This window comes from Providencia alcalifaciens (genome assembly GCF_915403165.1).
GTDB classification, from domain to species: domain Bacteria; phylum Pseudomonadota; class Gammaproteobacteria; order Enterobacterales; family Enterobacteriaceae; genus Providencia; species Providencia alcalifaciens_C.
Genome location: NZ_OU659204.1, coordinates 3,272,381 through 3,294,866 on the forward strand (window position 1 = coordinate 3,272,381; position 22,486 = coordinate 3,294,866).

Annotated in this window: 21 protein-coding genes; 10 read left to right on the forward strand and 11 right to left on the reverse strand. The window is 44.1% G+C overall.

Annotated features, from left to right (window positions below; translation table 11 throughout):
• Positions 1-113 precede the first annotated feature (113 nt).
• Positions 114-659: a ribosome biogenesis factor YjgA gene (gene yjgA, locus LDO73_RS14920; RefSeq protein WP_224059045.1), complete on the forward strand. Its 546-nt coding sequence runs from the start codon at positions 114-116 to the stop codon at positions 657-659.
• 56 nt (positions 660-715) lie between these two features.
• Here the strand turns inward: yjgA and LDO73_RS14925 are convergent, their stop codons facing one another.
• The 11 genes from LDO73_RS14925 to LDO73_RS14975 form a co-directional block, all read right to left on the reverse strand.
• Entirely contained in the window at positions 716-1,279 is a 564-nt protein-coding gene (locus tag LDO73_RS14925) for an RBBP9/YdeN family alpha/beta hydrolase (protein WP_224059047.1), read from the reverse strand.
• Positions 1,280-1,341: 62 nt separating this feature from the next.
• Positions 1,342-1,650 carry a barstar family protein gene (locus LDO73_RS14930; RefSeq protein ID WP_224059050.1) on the reverse strand — a complete coding sequence of 103 codons (309 nt, stop codon included), beginning with the start codon at positions 1,648-1,650 and terminating at the stop codon, positions 1,342-1,344.
• Positions 1,651-1,662: 12 nt separating this feature from the next.
• Positions 1,663-2,184 carry a ribonuclease domain-containing protein gene (locus LDO73_RS14935; RefSeq protein WP_224059052.1) on the reverse strand — a complete coding sequence of 174 codons (522 nt, stop codon included), beginning with the start codon at positions 2,182-2,184 and terminating at the stop codon, positions 1,663-1,665.
• A gap of 93 nt (positions 2,185-2,277) precedes the next feature.
• Positions 2,278-3,723 carry a metalloprotease TldD gene (gene tldD / locus LDO73_RS14940; RefSeq protein ID WP_224059054.1) on the reverse strand — a complete coding sequence of 482 codons (1,446 nt, stop codon included), beginning with the start codon at positions 3,721-3,723 and terminating at the stop codon, positions 2,278-2,280.
• 20 nt (positions 3,724-3,743) lie between these two features.
• The gene (gene nit1, locus LDO73_RS14945; RefSeq protein WP_224059056.1) at positions 3,744-4,583 is read right to left on the reverse strand and encodes a deaminated glutathione amidase; all 840 of its coding nucleotides are present in this window, start codon (positions 4,581-4,583) and stop codon (positions 3,744-3,746) included.
• On the reverse strand, positions 4,583-8,380 hold the full coding sequence (yhdP, locus tag LDO73_RS14950; RefSeq protein ID WP_224059058.1) for an AsmA2 domain-containing protein YhdP: 3,798 nt from the start codon (positions 8,378-8,380) through the stop codon (positions 4,583-4,585). The genes nit1 and yhdP overlap by 1 nt, the downstream gene beginning before the upstream one ends.
• 23 nt (positions 8,381-8,403) lie before the next feature.
• A complete protein-coding gene (gene rng / locus LDO73_RS14955) occupies positions 8,404-9,873 on the reverse strand; it encodes a ribonuclease G (protein WP_154603465.1) in 1,470 nt (489 codons plus the stop codon).
• Positions 9,870-10,457 carry a Maf family protein gene (locus tag LDO73_RS14960; RefSeq protein ID WP_224059060.1) on the reverse strand — a complete coding sequence of 196 codons (588 nt, stop codon included), beginning with the start codon at positions 10,455-10,457 and terminating at the stop codon, positions 9,870-9,872. Before LDO73_RS14960 ends, rng begins: the two co-directional genes overlap by 4 nt.
• Before the next feature lie 36 nt (positions 10,458-10,493).
• A complete protein-coding gene (gene mreD, locus LDO73_RS14965) occupies positions 10,494-10,982 on the reverse strand; it encodes a rod shape-determining protein MreD (protein ID WP_224059062.1) in 489 nt (162 codons plus the stop codon).
• 48 nt (positions 10,983-11,030) lie between these two features.
• Positions 11,031-12,008 (reverse strand): rod shape-determining protein MreC, encoded by a 978-nt coding sequence (gene mreC, locus LDO73_RS14970; protein WP_224059064.1) that lies wholly within the window; start codon positions 12,006-12,008, stop codon positions 11,031-11,033.
• Positions 12,009-12,095: 87 nt separating this feature from the next.
• On the reverse strand, positions 12,096-13,139 hold the full coding sequence (locus LDO73_RS14975; RefSeq protein WP_006662897.1) for a rod shape-determining protein: 1,044 nt from the start codon (positions 13,137-13,139) through the stop codon (positions 12,096-12,098).
• Positions 13,140-13,753: 614 nt separating this feature from the next.
• Here LDO73_RS14975 and LDO73_RS14980 point away from each other — a divergent pair.
• The 9 genes from LDO73_RS14980 (at position 13,754) to fis (ending at position 22,089) form a co-directional block, all read left to right on the forward strand.
• The gene (locus LDO73_RS14980) at positions 13,754-14,734 is read left to right on the forward strand and encodes an oxidoreductase (protein WP_224059066.1); all 981 of its coding nucleotides are present in this window, start codon (positions 13,754-13,756) and stop codon (positions 14,732-14,734) included.
• Between the two features lie 234 nt (positions 14,735-14,968).
• A complete protein-coding gene (gene aroQ, locus LDO73_RS14985) occupies positions 14,969-15,433 on the forward strand; it encodes a type II 3-dehydroquinate dehydratase (RefSeq protein WP_154603470.1) in 465 nt (154 codons plus the stop codon).
• An 18-nt stretch (positions 15,434-15,451) separates the two neighbouring features.
• A complete protein-coding gene (gene accB, locus LDO73_RS14990; RefSeq protein WP_224059067.1) occupies positions 15,452-15,922 on the forward strand; it encodes an acetyl-CoA carboxylase biotin carboxyl carrier protein in 471 nt (156 codons plus the stop codon).
• Positions 15,923-15,934: 12 nt separating this feature from the next.
• Positions 15,935-17,281, forward strand: a complete 1,347-nt coding sequence (gene accC, locus LDO73_RS14995; RefSeq protein WP_224059069.1) for an acetyl-CoA carboxylase biotin carboxylase subunit — start codon at positions 15,935-15,937, stop codon at positions 17,279-17,281.
• Between the two features lie 176 nt (positions 17,282-17,457).
• On the forward strand, positions 17,458-17,700 hold the full coding sequence (locus LDO73_RS15000; RefSeq protein ID WP_224059071.1) for a DUF997 family protein: 243 nt from the start codon (positions 17,458-17,460) through the stop codon (positions 17,698-17,700).
• Positions 17,690-19,150 carry a sodium/pantothenate symporter gene (panF, locus tag LDO73_RS15005; RefSeq protein WP_224059073.1) on the forward strand — a complete coding sequence of 487 codons (1,461 nt, stop codon included), beginning with the start codon at positions 17,690-17,692 and terminating at the stop codon, positions 19,148-19,150. The genes LDO73_RS15000 and panF overlap by 11 nt, the downstream gene beginning before the upstream one ends.
• Before the next feature lie 436 nt (positions 19,151-19,586).
• Positions 19,587-20,471, forward strand: coding sequence for a 50S ribosomal protein L11 methyltransferase (gene prmA, locus LDO73_RS15010; protein WP_224059075.1), 885 nt, complete (start codon positions 19,587-19,589; stop codon positions 20,469-20,471).
• Positions 20,472-20,800: 329 nt separating this feature from the next.
• Positions 20,801-21,778 (forward strand): tRNA dihydrouridine synthase DusB, encoded by a 978-nt coding sequence (gene dusB, locus LDO73_RS15015; protein WP_224059077.1) that lies wholly within the window; start codon positions 20,801-20,803, stop codon positions 21,776-21,778.
• Between the two features lie 14 nt (positions 21,779-21,792).
• Positions 21,793-22,089, forward strand: a complete 297-nt coding sequence (gene fis / locus LDO73_RS15020; RefSeq protein ID WP_004258438.1) for a DNA-binding transcriptional regulator Fis — start codon at positions 21,793-21,795, stop codon at positions 22,087-22,089.
• Positions 22,090-22,486 lie beyond the last annotated feature (397 nt).

Consider the following 22,486-nt stretch of genomic DNA (forward strand, 5'->3'; position numbering starts at 1 on the left):
GGGTTTTCCCAGTTACAATAGAGTTAATCTATAAATGTTAACACTCACAACGCCGTAAATCATGCTAATTACTCGTAATTACACGGCGGCGTTTAGTAAAAAGGAAAATCCCTATGGCCAAACAGCCTGAAGACTGGCTGGATGATATCCCAGCGCCCGAAGAAGATGAGGACGATGAGATTATTTGGGTCAGCAAAAGCGAAATTAAACGCGATGCAGAGATCCTCAAAAAACTGGGGGCTGAACTTGTTGATTTAAGTAAAAGCGAGCTTGAACGCATCCCATTAGACCCTCAATTACTTGAGGCTATTGAATTAGCACAAAGAATTAAGCGTGAAGGCCGTCGTCGTCAATTACAGCTCATCGGTAAACTGTTACGTTTCCGTGAAGTTGAACCGATCACTGAAGCCCTCGATAAGCTGAAAAACCGTCATAACCAGCAAGCTGTCATTTTTCACAAGCTGGAAGATCTGCGTAACCGTTTATTAGCAGATGGTGATGAAGTGATTGAAGATGTGGTTGCACTGTTCCCACAAACTGATCGCCAGCAACTGCGCGTATTAGTGCGTAATGCGAAGAAGGAGCGTGATGGGAATAAACCACCAAAAGCATACCGTCAGATTTTCCAATATCTGAAAGAGCTTTCTGATAGCAACTAATTTCCAGGTTTTATCCAATAAAAATCCCCCTATGCGGCAAAACATAGGGGAATTTTTTAATACCAAAATCGTAGAAGATTGAGTAGCGCAGGAAGTCGGGTATAGCCTTCTCTATCAAGGAAATGCCCCGCACTTTCTACCATTGTGAGAGAGGTTTTTAATGCCTTTGCTAACTCAATTGAAGCTTCAGGTTCCACGACCCAATCATTGGAAGAAACAATCGAAGCTCGCTTATCAGTTATGCCAATCAATTTATTATAATCCAATGAAAACTGAGTATGTTCAGCCAAATCAGACAGCGTCTCCAATGAGCGAACAAACCCAGAAACTAGCACATAACCACCAATTTTAACCCCTTCCGGCGCATTATTTTCCAGAAAACGTAATGCCGTAATGCACCCTAAACTATGCCCCACTAAAATAGTATTTTCATCAAACTGAATATTGGCATCGAGTAAACATTGCTGCCATTTTTGCGGGTCAGGAGAGTTTGATTCCGGTAATGCAGGCACATCAACCGTCGCCCCTAAAGCTTCTAATTCATTTTTTAACCAGTCAAACCAATTATCATTCGGTGATGCTGTATAACCATGAACAATGACAATTTTTTTACCGTTCACTTAATCGTCCTCAATATTAATCGCCACCAAAATATGGCTAAACGCAGAATCATTGCGCAAATTTAGCATGAGGTTTTAGAAGCTTCATTCTCATTATTCGTGATATCTATAAGAAAAATAAATGCTTCATCCAGCTCTTCTTCTGCTTCATTCATCAATTCAATCACTGATGAAAATTGCGTACGCTGAGCAGCCTTTAAATAACTAAAAATCAGCGTAACGGGTAACTCTATTTCCCCAGTAATCACATCCCATAATCCATCGAGATTATGACCAAACCATTTAGGAAGCGAGAACTGTTGCTGAAATTGCTGATAAAATGCCTCGAGGCTATCTATTTCACGAAAATCAAAAACGACGGTCTTGCTCATCGCTGCCCCCAATTATTTAACTTGTTGGAACGTTTTATAATGGTCTGTACTGACAAAGATCATCCCATCAGAAGAATAGAGTAGACGGTCCGCACCACGATGCCCGCAACGATAATTGATATCAGCTTCAAACCACTGGCGTCCCTGTGCAATAGGCAGGCCTTTTTCACGGTTAGAAAAACGGTCGCCACCAATGGCTCTACCGGGTAAAACTTCACATAAATTCCCTTTTTTAGCATCCCACCCCGCTTCTCTTGCCTGTTTTTTCGTCATGTAAAATGCAGGAAGTTTTTGGTATTTTTCCATAAAACTCACCACATTGTTCTGAGCGGTCAGTTGATCAATGGTTTTTGGCGTTTCACGCGGAGTTATCGCTTCGCGGGAAGGTGGTGAACTTGGTGTACTTGATATAGTTTGCGTCGTTGATGGTGTACCAGAAGATGGTTCCGGTACGCCCTGCTCGCCACCTTTAAAGTACAGGCTAATAGCAATCAAAATTGCCATTAACACTAGAGAAATAATACGTTTATTCATAATGCCTCAATCATTTTTGCTGAGCAGATAAACAATCGCCCCAGTCACATTCGTAACTAGGGCGAATAAATAAAAGACTATCTTAACGTGTGATTACGCGGTGCCACCCACGGTCATTTTATCGAGTTTCAGTGTCGGTTGCCCCACACCCACTGGCACGCTTTGCCCTTCTTTACCACAAACGCCCACGCCTTTATCCAACGCAAGGTCATTACCAACCATGGAGATCTGCTGCATAGCTTCAACACCAGAACCAATCAAGGTCGCACCCTTCACTGGTGAGGTAATTTTACCATTTTCAATTAAGTAAGCTTCAGAGGTTGAAAACACAAATTTACCCGATGTGATATCCACCTGACCACCACCAAAATTCGGCGCATACAACCCTTTTTCAACACTGGCAATAATCTCTTCCGGTGTTGATTCACCCGCTAACATATAGGTATTTGTCATGCGAGGCATTGGTAAATGGGCGTAAGATTCACGACGTGCATTCCCTGTTGGTGCCACACCCATTAAACGAGCGTTATGCTTATCTTGAATATAGTTACGTAGAATTCCATTCTCAATCAACACATTGTATTGGCCCGGAACCCCTTCATCATCAATCGCTAGTGAACCGCGACGCCCCGCAATGGTTCCATCATCCACCACAGTACACAGGGACGATGCCACTTGCTCGCCCATTTTTCCTGAGAAAACGGAGGTGCCACGACGGTTAAAATCGCCTTCCAAGCCATGACCCACAGCTTCATGGAGCAGAACGCCCGGCCAGCCAGCCCCTAATACGACAGGCATCGTGCCTGCGGGAGCGGCAACTGCCGATAAATTCACTAATGCCATACGTACAGCTTCACGCGCATACTGCTCCGCGACGACTTGCCCTTGATGGATTTCGAGGAAATATTCATAACCATAACGACCACCGCCACCGCTTGCTCCGCGTTCACGTTTGCCATCATGTTCCACCAGCACACTCACCGATAAACGCACCAGAGGTCGAATATCCGTCGCTAATGTGCCATCGGTTGCAGCGACCAGTACTTGCTCATACACACCCGTTAAACTGGCATTCACTTCAATCACACGAGGATCTTCAGCGCGCGCCACTTGGTCAACGCGATGCAGCAATTCAATTTTCTGTTCGCGCGGTAAGCTACGCAAAGGATCTGCTTCTGAATAGAGTTTTTTGTAGTCTACATTGGTTAAAATCTGTGACTTTCTAGTGCCTTGTTCAGTGACGATACTACGGGCTGCCGTGGCGCTTTGAGTTAGCGCTAGCAATGAAATTTGATCGGCGTAGGCAAAACCCGTTTTTTCACCCGTAATCGCTCGAACCCCAACACCTTGGTCAATATTGTAGGAGCCGTCTTTAATGATTCGGTCTTCTAAAACCCATGATTCATGGTAGCTAGACTGAAAAAAGAGATCCCCATAATCAACACGGCGCTCAGATAGCAGCCCTAAAATATCATACAGATTATCTTGACCAAGACCGTTGGCAGCCAGCAAATGCTCGCTGACAGAAGCTAAACTCATATTCGTTACTCTTATTTAGTTTATTTTTTAATCAATGATGTTAATTGTGGTCTAAAGCGGTTATGTTTCACCACTCGGATCTGTTCACGCATCACATTTAAGCTGTTTGGCTGGACATTCACGACCAACGCAGAAACAGCATCCACATTCTTTTTCATCACCTTACCCCAGCCATCTACGGCGAGAGTATGTCCCCATGTACGACGCGTACCATGCACCCCAACTTGCGCTGGCGCTAAAACATAGCACTGGTTTTCAATCGCACGGGCTCTTAACAGTGGCTCCCAGTGAGCTTGTCCAGTATAACGAGTAAACGCCGCAGGGACGGAAATAATCTCTGCACCTTGTTCACGTAATGCTTGGAATAAGCCAGGGAAACGTAAGTCATAACAAATGGTCAAACCTAAGCGGCCTACTGGCGTATCAACCACAGTCAGGTGCTCACCACGTTGATAAATAACCGATTCGTTATACTCGCCTTGTTCATCTTCGATGTTCACATCGAACATATGAATTTTATCGTAACGCGCAGTGATATTCCCTTTCGCATCAAACAGTAAGCTACTGCTGGTAATACGTTCAGGATCTTCACGGCTAATCAATGGCATTGACCCAATCAGGATCCACACATTGTAACGGATAGCCATCGCACGGATGGCCTCTTGTAATGGGCCATTACCTTCAGTTTCAGCCTGTTTACGATAGGTTGCAGCATCAGCAAATAGCAATGCGTTTTCAGGAGTAAGAACTAACTGCACGGTATCAGGCAACTGTTTAATTTGCTGCTCTATCTGTGCCAAATTGTGTTTTGTATTCTTACCACTACATAACTGCAAAAGTGCAACATTACCCGTTTTCATTACTCTTGAGTCTCCTTAAGCTGACGTAGTACTTCATCAATTTTAGGTTCATCCAGACTACCGCTTACGCGATAGCGAATAACCGAAATTTTACTCCACAACGGACCAAGGACTTTCGATGCCGCAAATACTGCCGCGCCCGCAAACGGGTTAATCACGAATGCGGTGGCTACACCTACTGTAGCAGAAATTTCAGGGGTAATGACCGCTTCCACATTAATTTGACGCTTAACAAGGTCAATATCACCATTCAAGGCAATATCTGCGACTAATCCATCAATATAAAGATCCTTCGAGGTTAGAATACCTTGATTGATGACCGCATTGCCTTTAATCGAATCAAAGTTAAAGTCATTACTGAACGTATCTCGGAAATCTAACTGAAGTTTGCGCAATAATGCATCAAAACTGACTAAACGTAGTAACTGCCCAGCACGGCCGCCCCCCATATGGGCTATCGCGCCTTTCCCTAATTTCGCTGACATTTTACCATTCAGCGTGGCAACCTCAGGTTCCCAAGGAACATGCGCCCAATTCAGGTCAAATTCAATGGAATATGGGGAATCGATAATCGGTACCAAGACACCAAAATAAGCAGCGGTTTCATCGAAAGCTTCGCCGGTAAGCGAGCCTGCAATCTCAGTCTTATTACCATCATTACTGCGCCATAGAGCATCCAGCTTTAACTCACTGGCACTGTTTTTCAGTGAACCTGCGGTTAATTTTAAAGTATGCCGCCCCACTGGCGTGACTTTCGCCGTGATTTCGCCCAGTTTTTGCCCACTCACCCAACACTCGGCGCAATGGATATTCACTTTAGGCCACTGGCTAAAATCGAATACTTCCGACGGAGAGGTCTTTTCGCTTGAAGCCAGTGAGCCTTGAGGATTGTAATACAGATACTCAATACTCAACGTCCATGGCTGCTGCTTCCAAATCTGTAGCTGCCCTTTTAGGTTTGCACTTTCTACATTGATTTGCTGTTCATCACGGTATAAATCATAAGAGAAACTCAAATCTTTCCAACGCTGTCCAGCCAAATAAACGGATGGCGCTTTAACCTCAAGGGTATCTGGGTAGCCAATTTGCCCCACTTGCTCACTGGCAGAAGAAGATAAAAAGCCACTCGCAAACTTTTCCCAATTCACGTCATCGATAGCAGGTAAATCCACCAAGATGGTCGAGCCATTTGGTAACGCAGGTACCTGACTATTCCACGGGGCAATGTGGGCTTTTTGCAGTTTCAATGGCGAACTGGTGAGCGACCACAGAGAATTAAAACCAAGGCGTTGACCAATATCACCACCTACCGTTAATTGCTCCGTCGTGCCTTTCGCTTGAACATTCATCTTGCCAAGCTGTTGCAGTAGTTCGGTATTCAGCGCAGGTAACTGGCTTTTTAGCTTATTTAATCCTGCGCTTACCTCAATCTGTAACCCTGTCGCTTGTTTGGATGACTCTGGTAACGTGATATGAATTTGGCTTTTCCAATCACTCACACCAGAGACTTTTCCTTTGATATCACTTGGCAGCATAGGAACTTTATTCAGCTCCCAATTTCCGCCAAGATTAATATCAACCAAATAATCTTTCGGGCGCGTTGACGTCGTGAAATCCAAAGAAACCGGCTGTTCTAACCATTGTCCCGTGATGTTATCGCTGACTAAATCCCCATTGGTAAATTTGAAGCTGCCAGTCAATCCGTGCAATGTGCTATCGATTGGGCGTACAAACACATTATTTTTATTAAGATTGACTTGCCCTTTCGCGATAACGTCTTTCCCAGCCGATAATGGAATAGCGAGATTAAGCTTACCGGTTACGGTGCCATCGATTTGTAACTCATCCAGAGTGTCGCCAAGGGAATGTTTGAGTGGTGTATGGGTAAAATATTGTTGGATCTGTTTGCCCGTTCCACTCACTCCCGCATCGATATATAACATTTCATCGAAGTAATCATGGATCACTGCGTCGAGATTTTCTGCCGTTGCATCCCCTAATTTCACCGAGTCCGTATGCATCGCTAAACTTGCGCGGCTAAAGTCTAAATCGAGGTTTAAATCCAGTAATGCAGGCCATTGGTCATCGTATTCGAATGTGCCATCACGCAGCGGCACATACACTTGGAATTGCCCGTCATTTTTATAGTAGGGATAATGAGCGGGGTCACCTTTATACACCAGCGTCGCATTGTCTACATGTCCGGCAATAATCGCTTTGGTCAGATAATCAGCGAGCTCCTGCCCCATGAGTTTTTGCGGGAAATAGCGCCAAGCTTCTCCTGCATCATCGGTGCTGATCCCTGCGAGAATGGCCAAATCAGCAACATCATGCTGTTTCGCTTTCGCATAGCTAAAGTCACCATTGGCTTTAACCGCCTTAGCTTGCAAATTCACACCGGAACTCCACAATTTGAATTCGCTGCTGTTATTGATCCAATTTAATTTACCGCTGGCGTTACTAATCTCAAAAGGCGCTTTAAATTCATCGCGATAATCCACAATACTATCTTTAAGCGAAAATGAGAGGATCCCTTGTTGAGCACCGCCAATAAGTACGCCTGAGAAATGGTTTACAGAAGGGAGTTCTTTCCATTTTTTCCAGCTAACATCCTGCCAATCCATACTGATTTGCGTATGGTCTTCAGTGTCTTGCGTTAGGTCGAGGGCAAATTCCGAGACTAATCCCGTCGGCTGACGATGCTGCCAATCTTGCACTAATTCTGGCGTAATAAACGAGAATGTCGGCAAGACTTCACTTAAACGCTCTAGCTCAATATTTTTTGCGCGAATGCGCCAGTGATCTTTATTTTGATATTTTGCCGATGTAGGCAAATACAGAACGGAGACACTTCCTTGCGGCCAGATGTATTCATTGGTTTTCAGGGTATCTAGCTCAGGAATATTAAACAGCCAACCGTTGCCTTGGCGCTTCATGCGCACTAGTAAATCATTTACTTGAAGATTTTGCGTGAGCGGCTCTTCCCCCCAGTTCGCTTCACCTTGACGTAGCTGGATCAGTCCATTATCTATACGATTATTCTTGAGGGTGATCCACGATGATAAACTGAAGTTGGCGTCCCGTAGCCCCGTATTATCCCGTAACCACTTGCTGAGCCAAGGCTGCATATCAATGTTATCGGCCTGCAAATAGAACATGCCGTCACTGAGTACGCCGTTTTTATCCGACACATCCAGCTTTACTTGTAGATAACTATTTTGCTTATTTAAAGTTTCAAGGCTCACGAAACCTTGAGCGCGGTGACGGGTATCTTGGTTAAGCCATGATAGTTCTGGCAGCAGTAACGTCATCTTTTGGTCTGATGGCGTCAAAAATGTCACTTGGCTATCTTTTAAAATAAAATGGTCAAACTGCCGTAAAAACAGGTCATCCACGCCATCATAGTTCGTGGTTTCATCTTCTGGTCCATCAAAACTAAGTGGGACTTTATAATCCACATTCAGTTGATAAAACGTCAAATCACGAAAACGCCAACGCAAAGATAATAGCGAGTTCCAAATATCTAACTCGATGGTGATTTTGTTGACTTGTATATCAGTGATTGAGTTTTTGATAGCAACATCGGAAATGATAAGCTCAGGGCCATAATAGCGCCAAGCTCCTTCAATCTGACCAATATCCAGTGAGATATCACTGTTATTTTCAACGTAAGTGATAATTTCTTGGCGATAATTATCGATATTGGGTAATAGAAAACGCAAACTGGTGAGTACCAACGCACACAGCAACAATACAGCAGCAGTTGTCACGAGTACGATACGTGGCAGTCGTTTCACCAGTTTCTCCTTCAAGCAGAATGCTACATCATGACAACATCAAAGCGTTCTTGGCTATATAACGGCTCAATCTGCACTTTAACTTGTTTCCCTACAAAGATTTCAACTTCCGCTAATGCGTGAGATTCATCCCCAGTCAGCACATCCACCACCGCTTTTGATGCGTACACTAAGAATCTATCAGCATCGATTGTGCGGTGAACTCTCACGATTTCACGCAAAATTTCATAACATACGGTTTCAACCGATTTCACCGTACCGCGGCCTTGGCAAGTTGGGCAGGTATCGCACAGCACATGCTCCAAACTTTCGCGGGTTCTTTTACGTGTCATCTCAACTAATCCTAGCTGAGAGAATCCATTAATGGTGGTTTTTACCTTATCTTTACTTAAAGCTTGTTCAAGTGAGGCTAACACACGGCGACGATGTTCAACATCAGACATATCGATAAAGTCGATAATAATAATACCACCGAGATTTCTTAATCGTAATTGGCGCGCAATGGCTTGAGTCGCTTCAACGTTGGTATTAAAGATAGTTTCTTCTAAATTACGGTGACCAACAAATGCGCCAGTGTTGATATCGATGGTGGTCATCGCTTCAGTTTGGTCGATGATCAGATACCCGCCCGACTTCAATTCAACCTTTCTGTCCATCGCGCGTTGAATTTCATTTTCCACATCGAACAAGTCAAAAATAGGTTGATTGCCTTGGTAAAGCTCAAGCTTCGCCGTCATTTCCGGTACATATTCCGCAATAAACTCTTCCAACTGCGTGTAGGTTAAACGAGAATCCACGCGAATACGGTCGAGGGATGCGCCTGCAAAGTCGCGAATAATACGGTATGCCAGTGAAAGCTCACCGTAAATTTTAGTGCGCGTGACATTACGTTTTTTGCGTTCAATCACTTTCGCCCATAAGCGTTTTAAAAATGCGGCATCTTGTTTGACGTCATCTTCAGCCACACCTTCTGCAGCAGTACGAATGATAAACCCGCCGTTTTCATCGCAATACTGTGCGACGCACTCTTTTAAACGCTCTCTTTCTTCTTCGCTGTCAATACGCTGAGATACGCCAACATGGGAAGCTCCCGGCATGAAAACCAAGTAACGAGAAGGCAGTGTAATGTCGGTGGTGAGCCTTGCGCCTTTGGTGCCTAGTGGGTCTTTAACCACTTGGACAATTAAATCTTGCCCTTGCTTCACCAGCTCAGCGATATCTCTGACATGAAAGTTTTTCTGCTCGTCACCCGCAATGCATTCGGTGTGAGGCATAATGTCCGAGGCGTGTAAAAAGGCTGCTTTATCCAGACCAATATCAACAAAGGCCGCCTGCATACCGGGTAAAACGCGGCTCACACGACCTTTGTAGATATTCCCTACTAGCCCTCTTTTCGCCTCTCTTTCAACATGTATTTCTTGTAAGATCCCACCATCAATATAAGCTACGCGCGTTTCAGATGGTGTTACGTTTACTAATAGTTCCGTAGTCATGAATTCCCCTTCCCATCACCTAACGCTAAAAATCGTTGTATTAATTCTTCTGTTTCAACCAATGGTAAGCCCACCACTGCATGATAGCTGCCATTAATGCGTCGAATAAAACGTCCACCGAGGCCTTGGATACCGTAAGCACCGGCTTTATCCATTGGCTCGCCAGATTGTATATAATCCTGTATTTCCAGCAAAGATAACTCGCGGAATGTCACATCTGTCGTAATCAATGAGGTTGACGTCTCATGGGTGTTTGATACGGCAATGGCGGTCATTACCTGATGTGTTTTACCGGAAAGATCACTGAGGATTTCCTGAGCATGGGCAGTATCTCGCGGTTTTTCTAATATTTTACCGTCAAGAACCACAATAGTATCTGCGCCCAAAACAGGATGATCCGCAGGGGCAATTGCCACACCCGCACGGGATTTATCTCGCGCCAAGCGCTGGACATACTCCTGGGGCGATTCTCCTTCTTGCCATTTTTCTTCCACTTCGGGACGCAAGATTTCAAAGGAATAACCTAGGAGTTGGACTAATTCACGTCGTCTCGGTGAACCTGATGCAAGATAAATTAAGCTCATAAATTGTCATTCCAGTTATCATCAACGGCCACAATCTTAACATACTGAAAATTGACGGCGAATTTTTCGTAACAGTAAAAATAACCATGGCCATAGAATGCCATTCACCAAACTATTCCAGAATACTTGTGGGTGGAATAAGACTTGTGAGGAAAGGAATTCTGCCCAGAAAACAGCAAGATCTTGCACCACCGTTAATGCAACAATAATCAAAGCTTGCTGCCACAGTGCCATGTTACGTAAAAGCTGATGCTTGTATGCGACGAGATAACAAATGATGCTGAAGGAGAGTGCATGTACGCCCAATGCTGATCCTTGAATAGAATCGACAATAATCCCTAAGATAAAGCTGGTGCCAACACTGACGCGATGCGGTAATGCCATTACCCAGTATATTAAAATCAGCAGTAACCATGATGGTCGGTAAAATACCAATTGTTCAGGCCAAGGCATTACCTGCAAAATCAGTGCAATAAAAAAAGATAGCCAGATAATGATGCGCCCATTACCACGATACTCATCCATTATGATTTCCTCTCCATCCTTTCATCATACCATTTCCCTCACTCTATCTTATGGCTGAGGTTGAGGCTGTGCAGGTTGCATGGACGGTGGTAATGGTGGTCCTTGAATTTCGCTCGGTGTTGGTAACACCTGCGGCAACACTTTCATTAAACGCTCATTTGCAGCTCGGTAAACATCGGATGGCTGTAATGGGGTTTTCGGATCACTTTCATTGCCCCACAGCAGGAGTAAATAACGTAGGCGTTGTAACTCAGCGCTTGGTCTTGCAGATATGATGGTATAGGCACGTTGAGTATCATGCTTCACCGCTGAAACAACCGCGACAGGATACCCTTCAGGGAATCGTCCACCTAATCCCGAAGTCACTAACACATCACCAACACGAATATCTGTATTTCCAGGGAGTGGCTCTAATTGCAGGTCATCGGCACAACCTGAGCCCGCAGCAATAACACGAATGTCATTACGCAAGACTTGCACAGGCAATGCATGGGCAGTATCACAAATTAATAAAACTCGGCTATTAAAATTACTGGTACCAACGACCTGACCTACCACGCCTTTATCACTGATAACTGGCTGGCCTTCATAAACACCGTCATTACTGCCTTTATCTATCACAACTTGGTCGCGATAAGGCGTGTTTGCACCTGAAATGACTTGCGTCACCATCATGTGTTCATCTTGGCGTAATGGGGAGCCTAACAGTTCGCGTAAGCGGGCATTTTCTTGTTTGAGTTGCTCAAGCAGCAAGTTATCCGCTTTTTTTAATAATAACTCTTGGCGCAGGGCTTTATTCTCAAACTGGAGTTGTTCCCGCGTTGAAAGGGTGTCAGAGATATTATCGAGGAATTGACGTGGTCCGTTAGCTAAAAAATAGAATGGGCTAACCGCCGTGTCTAAATAATTACGGATTTTATTGAAAGGCTCAAATCGATGGTCAATCACCACCAGCACCAATGCAATTATCACTGCAATAAAAATGCGTAACTGTAGGGAAGGACCTCGCCTAAAAATTGGCTTCATGTATGGCTAAGTTTCGCTAATGGTCGGAGAATAAAAAAATAGTCAAAGCAACTGGAGCTAAAAAACTCCAGTTGCTTATGGCGTGATTTAGTCTTCGCTAAACAGGTCACCACCGTGCATGTCAATCATCTCTAACGCTTTACCGCCGCCACGAGCAACGCAGGTTAAAGGATCTTCAGCAACGATGACCGGAATGCCAGTCTCTTCCATTAATAAACGATCTAAATTACGCAGAAGAGCACCACCACCCGTTAATACCATACCGCGTTCTGAGATATCAGAAGCTAATTCTGGTGGGCACTGTTCTAACGCTAACATTACCGCGCTCACGATACCGGTCAGTGGCTCTTGTAATGCTTCTAAAATTTCGTTGGAGTTCATTTTAAATCCGCGTGGCACACCTTCTGCCAAGTTACGACCGCGAACTTCAATTTCATAAACTTCATCAGTTGGGAAAGCAGAACCAATACCGTGTTTGATACGTTCAGCCGTTGCTTCACCAATTAAGGAACCATAATTACGACGCACATAGTTGATGATTGACTCGTCAAAACGGTCACCACCAATGCGAACAGAAGAAGAGTAAACCACCCCGTTCAGGGAGATAACAGCCACTTCAGTGGTACCACCACCGATATCGACAACCATAGAACCTGTTGCTTCAGAAACAGGTAAACCAGCACCGATTGCCGCTGCCATTGGCTCTTCAATTAAGAAAACTTCGCGGGCACCTGCACTTAATGCAGATTCACGGATAGCTTTACGCTCAACTTGAGTGGCACCAACTGGCACACAGACTAATACTCGAGGACTTGGACGCAGGAAGCTGTTGCTATGAACTTGCTTGATAAAGTGTTGTAACATTTTTTCAGTTAAGAAAAAGTCTGCAATCACACCATCTTTCATTGGTCGAATTGCGGAAATGTTACCCGGTGTACGCCCCAGCATCTGTTTCGCTTCACCACCAACCGCAGCAACGCTTTTTGGCGAGCCCGCGCGATCCTGACGAATTGCAACTACAGAGGGTTCATTTAATTTGACGCCTTGTCCTTTGACATAAATGAGGGTATTGGCCGTACCCAAGTCAATTGACAGGTCATTAGAAAACATGCCACGAAATTTTTTAAACATAACGAAAGGATTATCCTGCAAGCTGGGGACGAATAAAAACCCGTCTACTCTACCAACCACTTGAAGCTGCCTCAAGGCGTAAATCAATCACTTCATAAATATGGTTAATTCATCTATTTTCACATACTAAAATCGTACATGCTTCTATAACAAAACGAAGCAGATAAAAACCTCGAAAATTGCCCTTAATTCATATGCATCGAAAAAAACTCATCATTCGCGCACAATAATCAGACAACCTCTGGTTGTTATATACTCCATCTTTGCATTCTTCCCAGTGTGACAAGCGATTATGTCTACAAGTTCAAATATAATTTTTATATTTTAATTATTGCTATACATCTAGCTTTTTAACAACAAAATAAGTGAACTTAAATTTCGCTGATTCTATTATCAACTTAAAATTAAGCCATAACCATGTCGACACGCTGATGTATTAGTCAGAGTAGGACATTTTGCATGATAAAAGCCTAGTTATGCCAGAAAAAAATGCATTTTTACAAATTAATTACATAAGTAATAGCGTGAATACCATTCTGGCGTCAATGAAAACGATTTTACCTGTGTGTAAATTAAAAAAAACACTTATTTAATCATAAAATTAGGGGTGGATCATGAAAGCGCTCGTTTTACAGCAACAAGACGATAAAATCGTCCCTGAAATCCTCAATGTACCTACTGAGTCATTACCCGCCGGCGATGTCATCGTCGATATTCACTGGTCGACAATTAACTATAAAGATGCGCTAGCTATTAATGGAAAAGCTGGCGTTGTCCGTCAATATCCAATGGTACCTGGAATTGATTTCTCAGGTATCGTTCATCACAGTGAAGATCCCCGTTTTCATATTGGCCAACACGTACTATTAACCGGATGGGGAGTTGGAGAAACACATTGGGGTGGACTCGCCACCCAAGCAAAAGTCCCCGCCGATTATTTAACACCGCTTCCTGAAGCATTATCACTGAAGCATGCCATGACCATCGGCACCGCTGGGTTTACCGCCATGTTGTGCGTAAACGCCCTTGAAGATGCAGGGATCACCCCTGAAAGTGGCGAAATTGTAGTGAGTGGTGCCAGCGGTGGTGTCGGTAGTGTCGCCACCCAATTGCTTTCTTTATTAGGCTATCACGTTGTGGCGATTTCAGGCCGCGCAGAAAATCACGACTATTTACTGAAAATGGGTGCGAAGAGCGTGCTACCTCGCAGCGAGTTTACTCATCCAGCCAAACCGCTTGATAAACAGCGTTGGGCTGGTGCTATCGACACTGTTGGTGGTGACGTGCTGGCCAATATCTTGGCGCAAGTGAACTATAATGGCGCTGTGGCTGCATGTGGGCTGGCAGGCGGGTTCTCCCTTCCTACAACAGTTATGCCGTTTATTTTACGCAATATTCGTCTACAGGGGGTTGATTCAGTTTACTACCCTGCGGCAAAACGCCCAAAAGTGTGGGAACGCTTAGCGCAACTCTTACCTGATGCGTTTTATGAGCAAGTTAGCTGCGAAATTTCATTAGAAGAGTGTGTCGAGCACGCAAAAAAACTCTTAAAAAACGAAGTCACTGGGCGTACCCTAGTAAACCTTCAAAATTAAATCATCAACACGCGTGATTGTGTCGCCACAATGTGGATTACGGCACAATTTATAAAATAAATTCGGGTAATTTCTCTGATAAGACCAGTATTTTGCTGCTATATGCAACGAAATAATTATAATGCTGTTCCTTGTCAGCGAAAAATCTATTTATTTTTATGATAAAAGATGACAAACCGTCGACATCGCGTTATGTTGTCAGATTATTGATATATCGTCGGAGTTAGCAACACAATGACAGAAGATATTCATATTTTGCTCCTTAACGGGCCGAACCTAAACATGCTAGGTTCTAGAGAACCGGATAAATACGGGCCTCGCCCTCTAACTGAAATTGTATCGAACTTGATGCAAGAAGCAGAAAACTTAGGCGTGAAGTTGAGCCATTTTCAGTCAAATGCAGAGCATGAACTTATCGATAGAATTCATGCAGCACAAGGTAACGTTGATTATATAATAATCAACCCAGCCGCATTCACGCATACCAGTGTTGCTTTGCGAGATGCGCTATTGGCAGTTTGTATCCCGTTTATCGAGATCCACCTGTCTAATATTTATGCGAGAGAACCCTTTCGTCATCACTCTTATTTCTCCGATATGTCTAATGGAGTTATTTGTGGTCTTGGCGCAGATGGTTACAGTTTTGCATTACAAGCCGCGGTTAACCGTGTGCGACTAATTAATTCAATCCAAATATAAGAGTACGGAATCATATCCATGGATATTCGTAAAATTAAAAAGCTGATCGAACTTGTTGAAGAATCTGGCATTTCTGAACTGGAAATTTCTGAAGGTGAAGAGTCAGTACGTATCAGTCGTGTATCACCAGCATCTCAAATGATGGCTGCACCTCAACAGTTCTACCCAGCACCAGTTGCTCAACAACCTGCATTAGCTAACGCAGTTGCTCCAGCACAAGAAGCAGCAGCTCCAGCAGCACCTGCGGCAGTTTCTGGTCACCAAGTTCGTTCACCAATGGTTGGTACTTTCTACCGCTCACCAAGCCCAGAAGCGAAACCATTCGTAGAAGTTGGTCAAACTGTTAAAGTTGGCGATCCTCTTTGCATCGTAGAAGCGATGAAAATGATGAACCAAATCGAAGCAGATAAAGCTGGTGTTGTTAAAGCTATTTTGTTGCAAAACGGTGATGCAATAGAATTTGACGAGCCATTAGTTGTCATCGAATAACGAGGCGTTTCCATGCTGGAAAAAATTGTTATCGCTAACCGTGGGGAAATTGCACTGCGTATTTTGCGTGCATGTAAAGAACTCGGCATCGAAACTGTTGCGGTTCACTCCACGGCAGATAGAGATTTAAAACACGTGTTGCTGGCAGACGAAACTATTTGTATTGGTCCAGCAGCATCGGCAAAAAGCTACTTGAATGTCCCTGCAATCATTGCAGCGGCTGAAATTTCAGGCGCGCAAGCGATTCACCCAGGATACGGTTTCCTGTCTGAAAACGCTGACTTTGCAGAACAAGTAGAACAATCAGGCTTCATTTTTATCGGCCCAAAAGCTGAAACCATCCGCCTAATGGGTGATAAAGTTTCGGCGATTAGCGCGATGAAAAAAGCAGGTGTTCCATGTGTACCAGGCTCTGATGGTCCACTAGGTAACGACACTGAAAAGAACAAAACAATTGCTAAACGTATCGGCTTTCCAGTTATCATCAAAGCATCTGGTGGTGGTGGTGGTCGTGGTATGCGTGTGGTTCGTAATGAGAAAGATTTAGAATCTTCCATTAACCTGACCCGTGCAGAAGCAAAAGCCGCATTCAACAATGACATGGTTTACATGGAAAAATTCCTTGAAAACCCACGTCACGTTGAAATCCAAGTGATGGCAGATGGTCAAGGTCATGCTGTTTATTTAGCAGAACGTGACTGTTCAATGCAGCGCCGCCACCAAAAAGTGGTTGAAGAAGCACCAGCGCCGGGGATCACCCCAGAAATTCGCCGTAATATTGGTGAACGCTGTGCGAAAGCTTGTATCGAAATCGGCTATCGTGGTGCAGGTACTTTTGAGTTCTTATTTGAAAACGGCGAATTCTATTTCATTGAAATGAACACCCGTATTCAGGTTGAGCACCCAGTGACCGAAATGATCACCGGCGTTGACTTAATCAAAGAACAGCTGCGTGTAGCATCCGGTTTAGCATTATCTGTGACTCAGGATCAGATCAATGTTCACGGTCACGCGATTGAGTGTCGTATCAACGCAGAAGACCCGCACACATTCCTGCCAAGCCCAGGTAAAATCACCCGTTTCCACTCTCCGGGTGGCTTCGGTGTTCGTTGGGAATCTCATATTTACGCAGGCTACTCTGTTCCTCCGTACTATGACTCAATGATCGGTAAATTAATCACTTACGGTGAAACTCGTGAAATCGCGATTGCTCGTATGAAGAATGCGCTGAACGAATTAATCATCGATGGGATTAAAACCAACATCGAATTACAACAGATGATCATGAATGATGAAAACTTTGCCAAAGGTGGAACCAATATCCACTATTTGGAGAAAAAACTCGGTATTCAAGAATAATTCACTGAATAATCGACATTTTCGTCATTAAAAACAAATACCGGAAAGTCAATTTCCGGTATTTTTTTGCCTATAAATGGCAGGATTATCGGTTTTATTACGCTATTTTTCACACTCCCCCTTCAGATTGTCGTACAATCCCCGATTATTTTTGTCAACATGAGGAGGAAAAGCGGATGGACAAACGTTTTCTTCAATCAAACAGGGAAGCTCGTTGGGCGCTATATCTGACTATTGCCTACATGATAGGTTGGGTACTTTGTGCTTATCTACCCAGTAATACACTTGGAGTTACCGGGTTACCGTTATGGTTTGAATGGTCATGTCTGATTCTCCCTATCATCTTTATTTTGCTATGCATCATGATGGTTAAACTCATATTCAAAGATATCTCGTTGGAGGAGAAAGATGCAGACTGAAGTTCTCCTGCCCTTAATCGGCTATCTGCTCCTCGTTTTTCTCCTTTCGCTCTACGCTTATAAAAAACGCACGAAAGGCGAATTTCTTAACGAATATTTCCTAGGTAATCGCTCGATGGGCGGCTTTGTCTTAGCCATGACTATCACCGCGACTTACATTAGCGCTAGCTCTTTTATTGGAGGCCCCGGTGCCGCCTACAAATACGGGCTAGGCTGGGTACTCCTTGCCATGATCCAACTGCCTGCGATCTGGCTCTCTCTGGGCGTGCTTGGCAAAAAATTTGCTATCTTAGCTCGCCGCTATAATGCCGTAACCCTTAACGACATGCTATATGCCCGCTACCAAAGCCGTTTTCTCGTTTGGTTTGCCAGTGTCAGTTTGTTGGTGGCTTTCTTTGGCGCTATGACTGTACAGTTTATCGGTGGCGCTCGATTACTCGAAACCGCAGCCGGCATACCTTACACCTACGGACTCGTTATTTTTGGCGTCTCTATTGCGCTGTATACCGCTATCGGCGGCTTCCGAGCCAGTGTGCTTAATGATGCCTTACAAGGGCTTGTGATGCTGCTTGGAACGGTAATTTTATTGGTGGCGATTATCTATCACGCAGGTGGCTTACCGGCTGCCGTGGAAAAAATGCATGCTATCGACCCGAAATTGGTCTCCCCTGAAGGAGCGAATGACATCCTCAGCGGACCATTCATGGCCTCATTCTGGGTATTAGTCTGTTTTGGGGTTATCGGATTACCGCATACCGCAGTGCGTTGTATTTCCTACAAAGACAGCAAAGCCGTCCATAAAGGTATTATTCTTGGCACCATTGTGATGGCAATATTGATGTTTGGTATGCACTTCGCCGGTGCCTTGGGGCGTGCCATACTACCGGATTTAACCATTCCAGACCAAGTGATCCCAACCTTGATGGTTCAGGTTCTTCCTCCATTTGCTGCGGGGATTTTCCTGGCAGCACCAATGGCCGCAATTATGTCCACCATTAACGCCCAGTTACTGCAATCTTCGGCGACGATCGTGAAAGATATCTACCTTAATGCAGCACCTGAGCAAATTAAAAATGAGAAAAAACTGGCACGAATTTCCAGCTTCTCAACCTTAATTTTAGGTGCGTTATTACTAATTGCAGCATGGAACCCACCACAAATGATTATCTGGTTGAATTTACTGGCATTTGGTGGATTAGAAGCCGTATTCCTATGGCCACTGGTTCTCGGATTATATTGGGAAAAAGCTAACGGCACTGGTGCTCTGAGCGGTATGATTGTGGGTGGCGTTTGCTACGCCATTTTCGCCTCATTCAAAATTGAAATTATGGGCTTCCACGCCATTGTGCCATCACTGATTCTGAGCCTAATTGCCTTTTTGGTTGGTAATCTTTTTGGCAAAAATCCAGTACAATCAGCACCAAACGAACAGGTAACTAGCACTCACTGATTTTGGCTTTACCTAATGTGAATGAACAAATGCAATGCTCTAAATTATTCGCGTCATAGCTAGGCGGCAAACAAGCTAATCCCTAGGAGCATACACAAGTATGTGACTAGGGTTAGCGAGCGCAGCCAACAACGCTATGGCGTGAAGAATGACGAACATTTTAGTGCTCTAAATAATTCGCGTTATAGCTAGGCGGCAAACGAGCTAATCCCTAGGAGCATGCATAAGTATGTGACTAGGGTTAGCGAGCGCAGCCAACAACGCTATGGCGTGAAGAATGACGAACATTTTAGTGCTCTAAATAATTCGCGTTATAGCTAGGCGGCAAACGAGCTAATCCCTAGGAGCATGCATAAGTATGTGACTAGGGTTAGCGAGCGCAGCCAACAACGCTATAACGTGAAGTATAACGAGCATTTTAAAAGAGAAAAAAACGATGCCTTGGATACAAATCAGACTAAACTCAAACGCAAAAGACGCAGAAGCCCTTGGCGATGAACTCATGGAAACAGGCTCCGTGTCCGTCACTTTCCAAGACAGTCACGACACCCCTGTTTTCGAACCACTTCCAGGGGAAACTCGCCTGTGGGGCGATACCGATGTTATTGGTCTATATGACGCTGAAACCGATATGAAATGGGTGGTCGCTCAGTTAGAAAATAGCCCATTACTCGGCGCTGGCTTCGTTCATAAAATCGAACAAATCGAAGATAAAGACTGGGAGCGCGAATGGATGGATAACTTCCACCCAATGCGTTTTGGTCAGCGTTTATGGATTTGCCCTAGCTGGCGTGATGTACCAGATCCAACCGCAGTTAACGTGATGTTGGATCCCGGATTAGCATTCGGTACTGGTACTCATCCAACAACCTCACTATGCCTTGAGTGGCTGGATGGGTTGGATCTTGAAGGCAAAACCGTTATCGATTTCGGTTGCGGATCGGGGATCTTAGCTATCGCAGCATTAAAACTCGGTGCAGCGCGTGCGATCGGGATCGATATTGATCCACAAGCTATCCTCGCCAGCCGTGATAATGCGCAGCGTAACGGCGTCTCAGAGCGTCTGTCGCTCTATTTACCCAAAGACCAACCTCAAGACCTTCAGGCTGATGTCGTGGTCGCTAACATCCTTGCAGGCCCACTACGTGAGCTTGCACCAATGATCAGTGTACTGCCGCGTGCCGGTGGTCATTTAGGCCTATCTGGCGTGTTAGCCAGCCAAGCTGAAGGCGTTGCTGATGCTTATCGTGCAAGCTTTAATATTGACCCTGTTGCAGAGAAAGATGAGTGGTGCCGTATCACTGGTGTCAAGCATTTTTAATGGGTTTGCAGTAAAAATCAAAGAATAATTTCTTTGAAATTAATTGCAGAATGGATTATCTTATAGCTCAAATATTGCTCAATAGCTGATGATAATCTGTTCTGCTCGAGAAGTGAGTCTTGGATATTCAAAGTAATCGTTATTTTTAGCTCTCGTTGTTAAAAAACACCTAACAACTTGTTAAGTAACACTAATTTTATTATTTTATAAAAAGTAAGATAAAAAAGTTAGTGATAAATAACCGTTTGCTCAAAGTTTGTCCTTTCATATCTCGTAAAAAATGCGTAATATACGCGCCCTTGCAGTCACAGTATGGCCCCCATTTAGTTATGCGAATCGGACAATATCAGTTGAGAAACTGTCTTATTGCTGCCCCCATGGCAGGCATCACAGATAAACCGTTTAGGTCTCTGTGTTATGCGATGGGTGCCGGAATGACGGTATCGGAGATGCTTTCTTCTAACCCACAAGTTTGGAAGACGGATAAATCGAGACTCAGGATGGTTCACCGTGATGAACTTGGGGTACGTTCCGTTCAAATAGCTGGCAATGATCCCGATGAAATGGCTGCAGCAGCTCAAATTAACGTTGAGAGCGGCGCTCAAATCATTGATATCAATATGGGCTGCCCAGCTAAGAAAGTGAATCGTAAGCTTGCAGGCTCAGCCTTACTACGTTATCCAGAGATTGTAAAATCAATCCTAGAAACCGTTGTAAACGCTGTGGATGTGCCAGTCACACTGAAAATCCGTACAGGCTGGTCACCTGAAGAGCGTAACTGCATAGAGATTGCCCAGTTGGCCGAAGATTGTGGTATTCAAGCCCTGACCATTCATGGCAGAACCAAAGCCTGTTTGTTCAACGGTGAAGCTGAATATGACAACATTCGGGCAGTTAAGCAGACTGTTTCCATTCCGGTTATTGCCAATGGCGACATTACTGACCCGCTAAAAGCCAGGGCTGTTTTAGACTACACAGGGGCGGATGCCTTGATGGTAGGACGAGCAGCTCAGGGAAGACCTTGGATCTTTCGGGAAATCCAACATTATCTGGACACAGGTGAAATATTGCCACCGATGCCAATGGCAGACGTGAAAAGCATTATGTTAGGGCATGTACGGGAACTGCACGACTTTTATGGTCAAGGCAAGGGAGCCCGTATAGCGCGCAAACATGTTTCTTGGTACTTACAAGAACATGCACCTGATGACCAGTTTCGGCGCTCCTTCAACGCCATTGAGGATGCCAGCGAACAGCTGGAGGTGTTGGAAGCATTTTTTGAAAATTTTTGCGTAAATAAAAGATAAGAGCTGACAGAACTATGTTCGAACAACGCGTAAATTCTGACGTACTAACCGTTGCTACTGTAAATTCACAAGATCAAGTAACTCAAAAACCGTTACGTGACTCAGTTAAGCAAGCACTGAAGAACTATTTTGCTCAATTAAATAATCAAGATGTTAACGATTTATATGAGCTGGTATTGGCTGAGGTAGAACAGCCTTTGTTGGACATGGTTATGCAATATACCCGTGGAAACCAGACCCGTGCAGCCCTGATGATGGGTATCAACCGCGGAACTCTGCGTAAGAAACTGAAAAAATACGGCATGAACTAATCCTAGTCGGTTAATGCAGTGTTTTTAGAAGCCCTTTCTGATTTTAGAAAGGGCTTTTTTTGTCCCTCTCAATCTGAACATGCATCATCACCTTTCAATAATCACTCTACTTTCTAATACGCAAATCATATATTTTATAAATAAATTCATCTTGTTTTAATCCTAGCTTTTATTCATGAGCATTATCACAATTAATAAAATCCTCGTTTTTAACTCTTGCCATTTTCTATCTGGATTTATAAATTCAAAAACCTTTCAGCATGCAGAAATAAAAAATAACGAATAAGAGCCACCTATAAAAATTGCAATAATTCAAATGATCACTATTGGCTTATGAAGTAATTTACTAACAAGATCAATTCAGTATGATAAATAAAATCTTGGCTACTCGATTCTT

Excerpts from the sequence above, each read along its gene's own strand:
- accB (WP_224059067.1), top strand. The coding sequence starts at position 15,452 with ATGGATATTCGTAAAATTAAAAAGCTGATCGAACTTGTTGAAGAATCT.
- dusB (WP_224059077.1), top strand. The coding sequence starts at position 20,801 with ATGCGAATCGGACAATATCAGTTGAGAAACTGTCTTATTGCTGCCCCC.
- LDO73_RS14980 (WP_224059066.1), top strand. The coding sequence starts at position 13,754 with ATGAAAGCGCTCGTTTTACAGCAACAAGACGATAAAATCGTCCCTGAA.
- accC (WP_224059069.1), top strand. The coding sequence starts at position 15,935 with ATGCTGGAAAAAATTGTTATCGCTAACCGTGGGGAAATTGCACTGCGT.
- LDO73_RS15000 (WP_224059071.1), top strand. The coding sequence starts at position 17,458 with ATGGACAAACGTTTTCTTCAATCAAACAGGGAAGCTCGTTGGGCGCTA.
- prmA (WP_224059075.1), top strand. The coding sequence starts at position 19,587 with ATGCCTTGGATACAAATCAGACTAAACTCAAACGCAAAAGACGCAGAA.
- fis (WP_004258438.1), top strand. The coding sequence starts at position 21,793 with ATGTTCGAACAACGCGTAAATTCTGACGTACTAACCGTTGCTACTGTA.
- LDO73_RS14960 (WP_224059060.1), bottom strand. The coding sequence starts at position 10,457 with ATGAGCTTAATTTATCTTGCATCAGGTTCACCGAGACGACGTGAATTA.
- rng (WP_154603465.1), bottom strand. The coding sequence starts at position 9,873 with ATGACTACGGAACTATTAGTAAACGTAACACCATCTGAAACGCGCGTA.
- yjgA (WP_224059045.1), top strand. The coding sequence starts at position 114 with ATGGCCAAACAGCCTGAAGACTGGCTGGATGATATCCCAGCGCCCGAA.
- mreD (WP_224059062.1), bottom strand. The coding sequence starts at position 10,982 with ATGGATGAGTATCGTGGTAATGGGCGCATCATTATCTGGCTATCTTTT.
- panF (WP_224059073.1), top strand. The coding sequence starts at position 17,690 with ATGCAGACTGAAGTTCTCCTGCCCTTAATCGGCTATCTGCTCCTCGTT.
- LDO73_RS14935 (WP_224059052.1), bottom strand. The coding sequence starts at position 2,184 with ATGAATAAACGTATTATTTCTCTAGTGTTAATGGCAATTTTGATTGCT.
- LDO73_RS14930 (WP_224059050.1), bottom strand. The coding sequence starts at position 1,650 with ATGAGCAAGACCGTCGTTTTTGATTTTCGTGAAATAGATAGCCTCGAG.
- aroQ (WP_154603470.1), top strand. The coding sequence starts at position 14,969 with ATGACAGAAGATATTCATATTTTGCTCCTTAACGGGCCGAACCTAAAC.
- mreC (WP_224059064.1), bottom strand. The coding sequence starts at position 12,008 with ATGAAGCCAATTTTTAGGCGAGGTCCTTCCCTACAGTTACGCATTTTT.
- nit1 (WP_224059056.1), bottom strand. The coding sequence starts at position 4,583 with ATGAAAACGGGTAATGTTGCACTTTTGCAGTTATGTAGTGGTAAGAAT.
- tldD (WP_224059054.1), bottom strand. The coding sequence starts at position 3,723 with ATGAGTTTAGCTTCTGTCAGCGAGCATTTGCTGGCTGCCAACGGTCTT.
- LDO73_RS14975 (WP_006662897.1), bottom strand. The coding sequence starts at position 13,139 with ATGTTTAAAAAATTTCGTGGCATGTTTTCTAATGACCTGTCAATTGAC.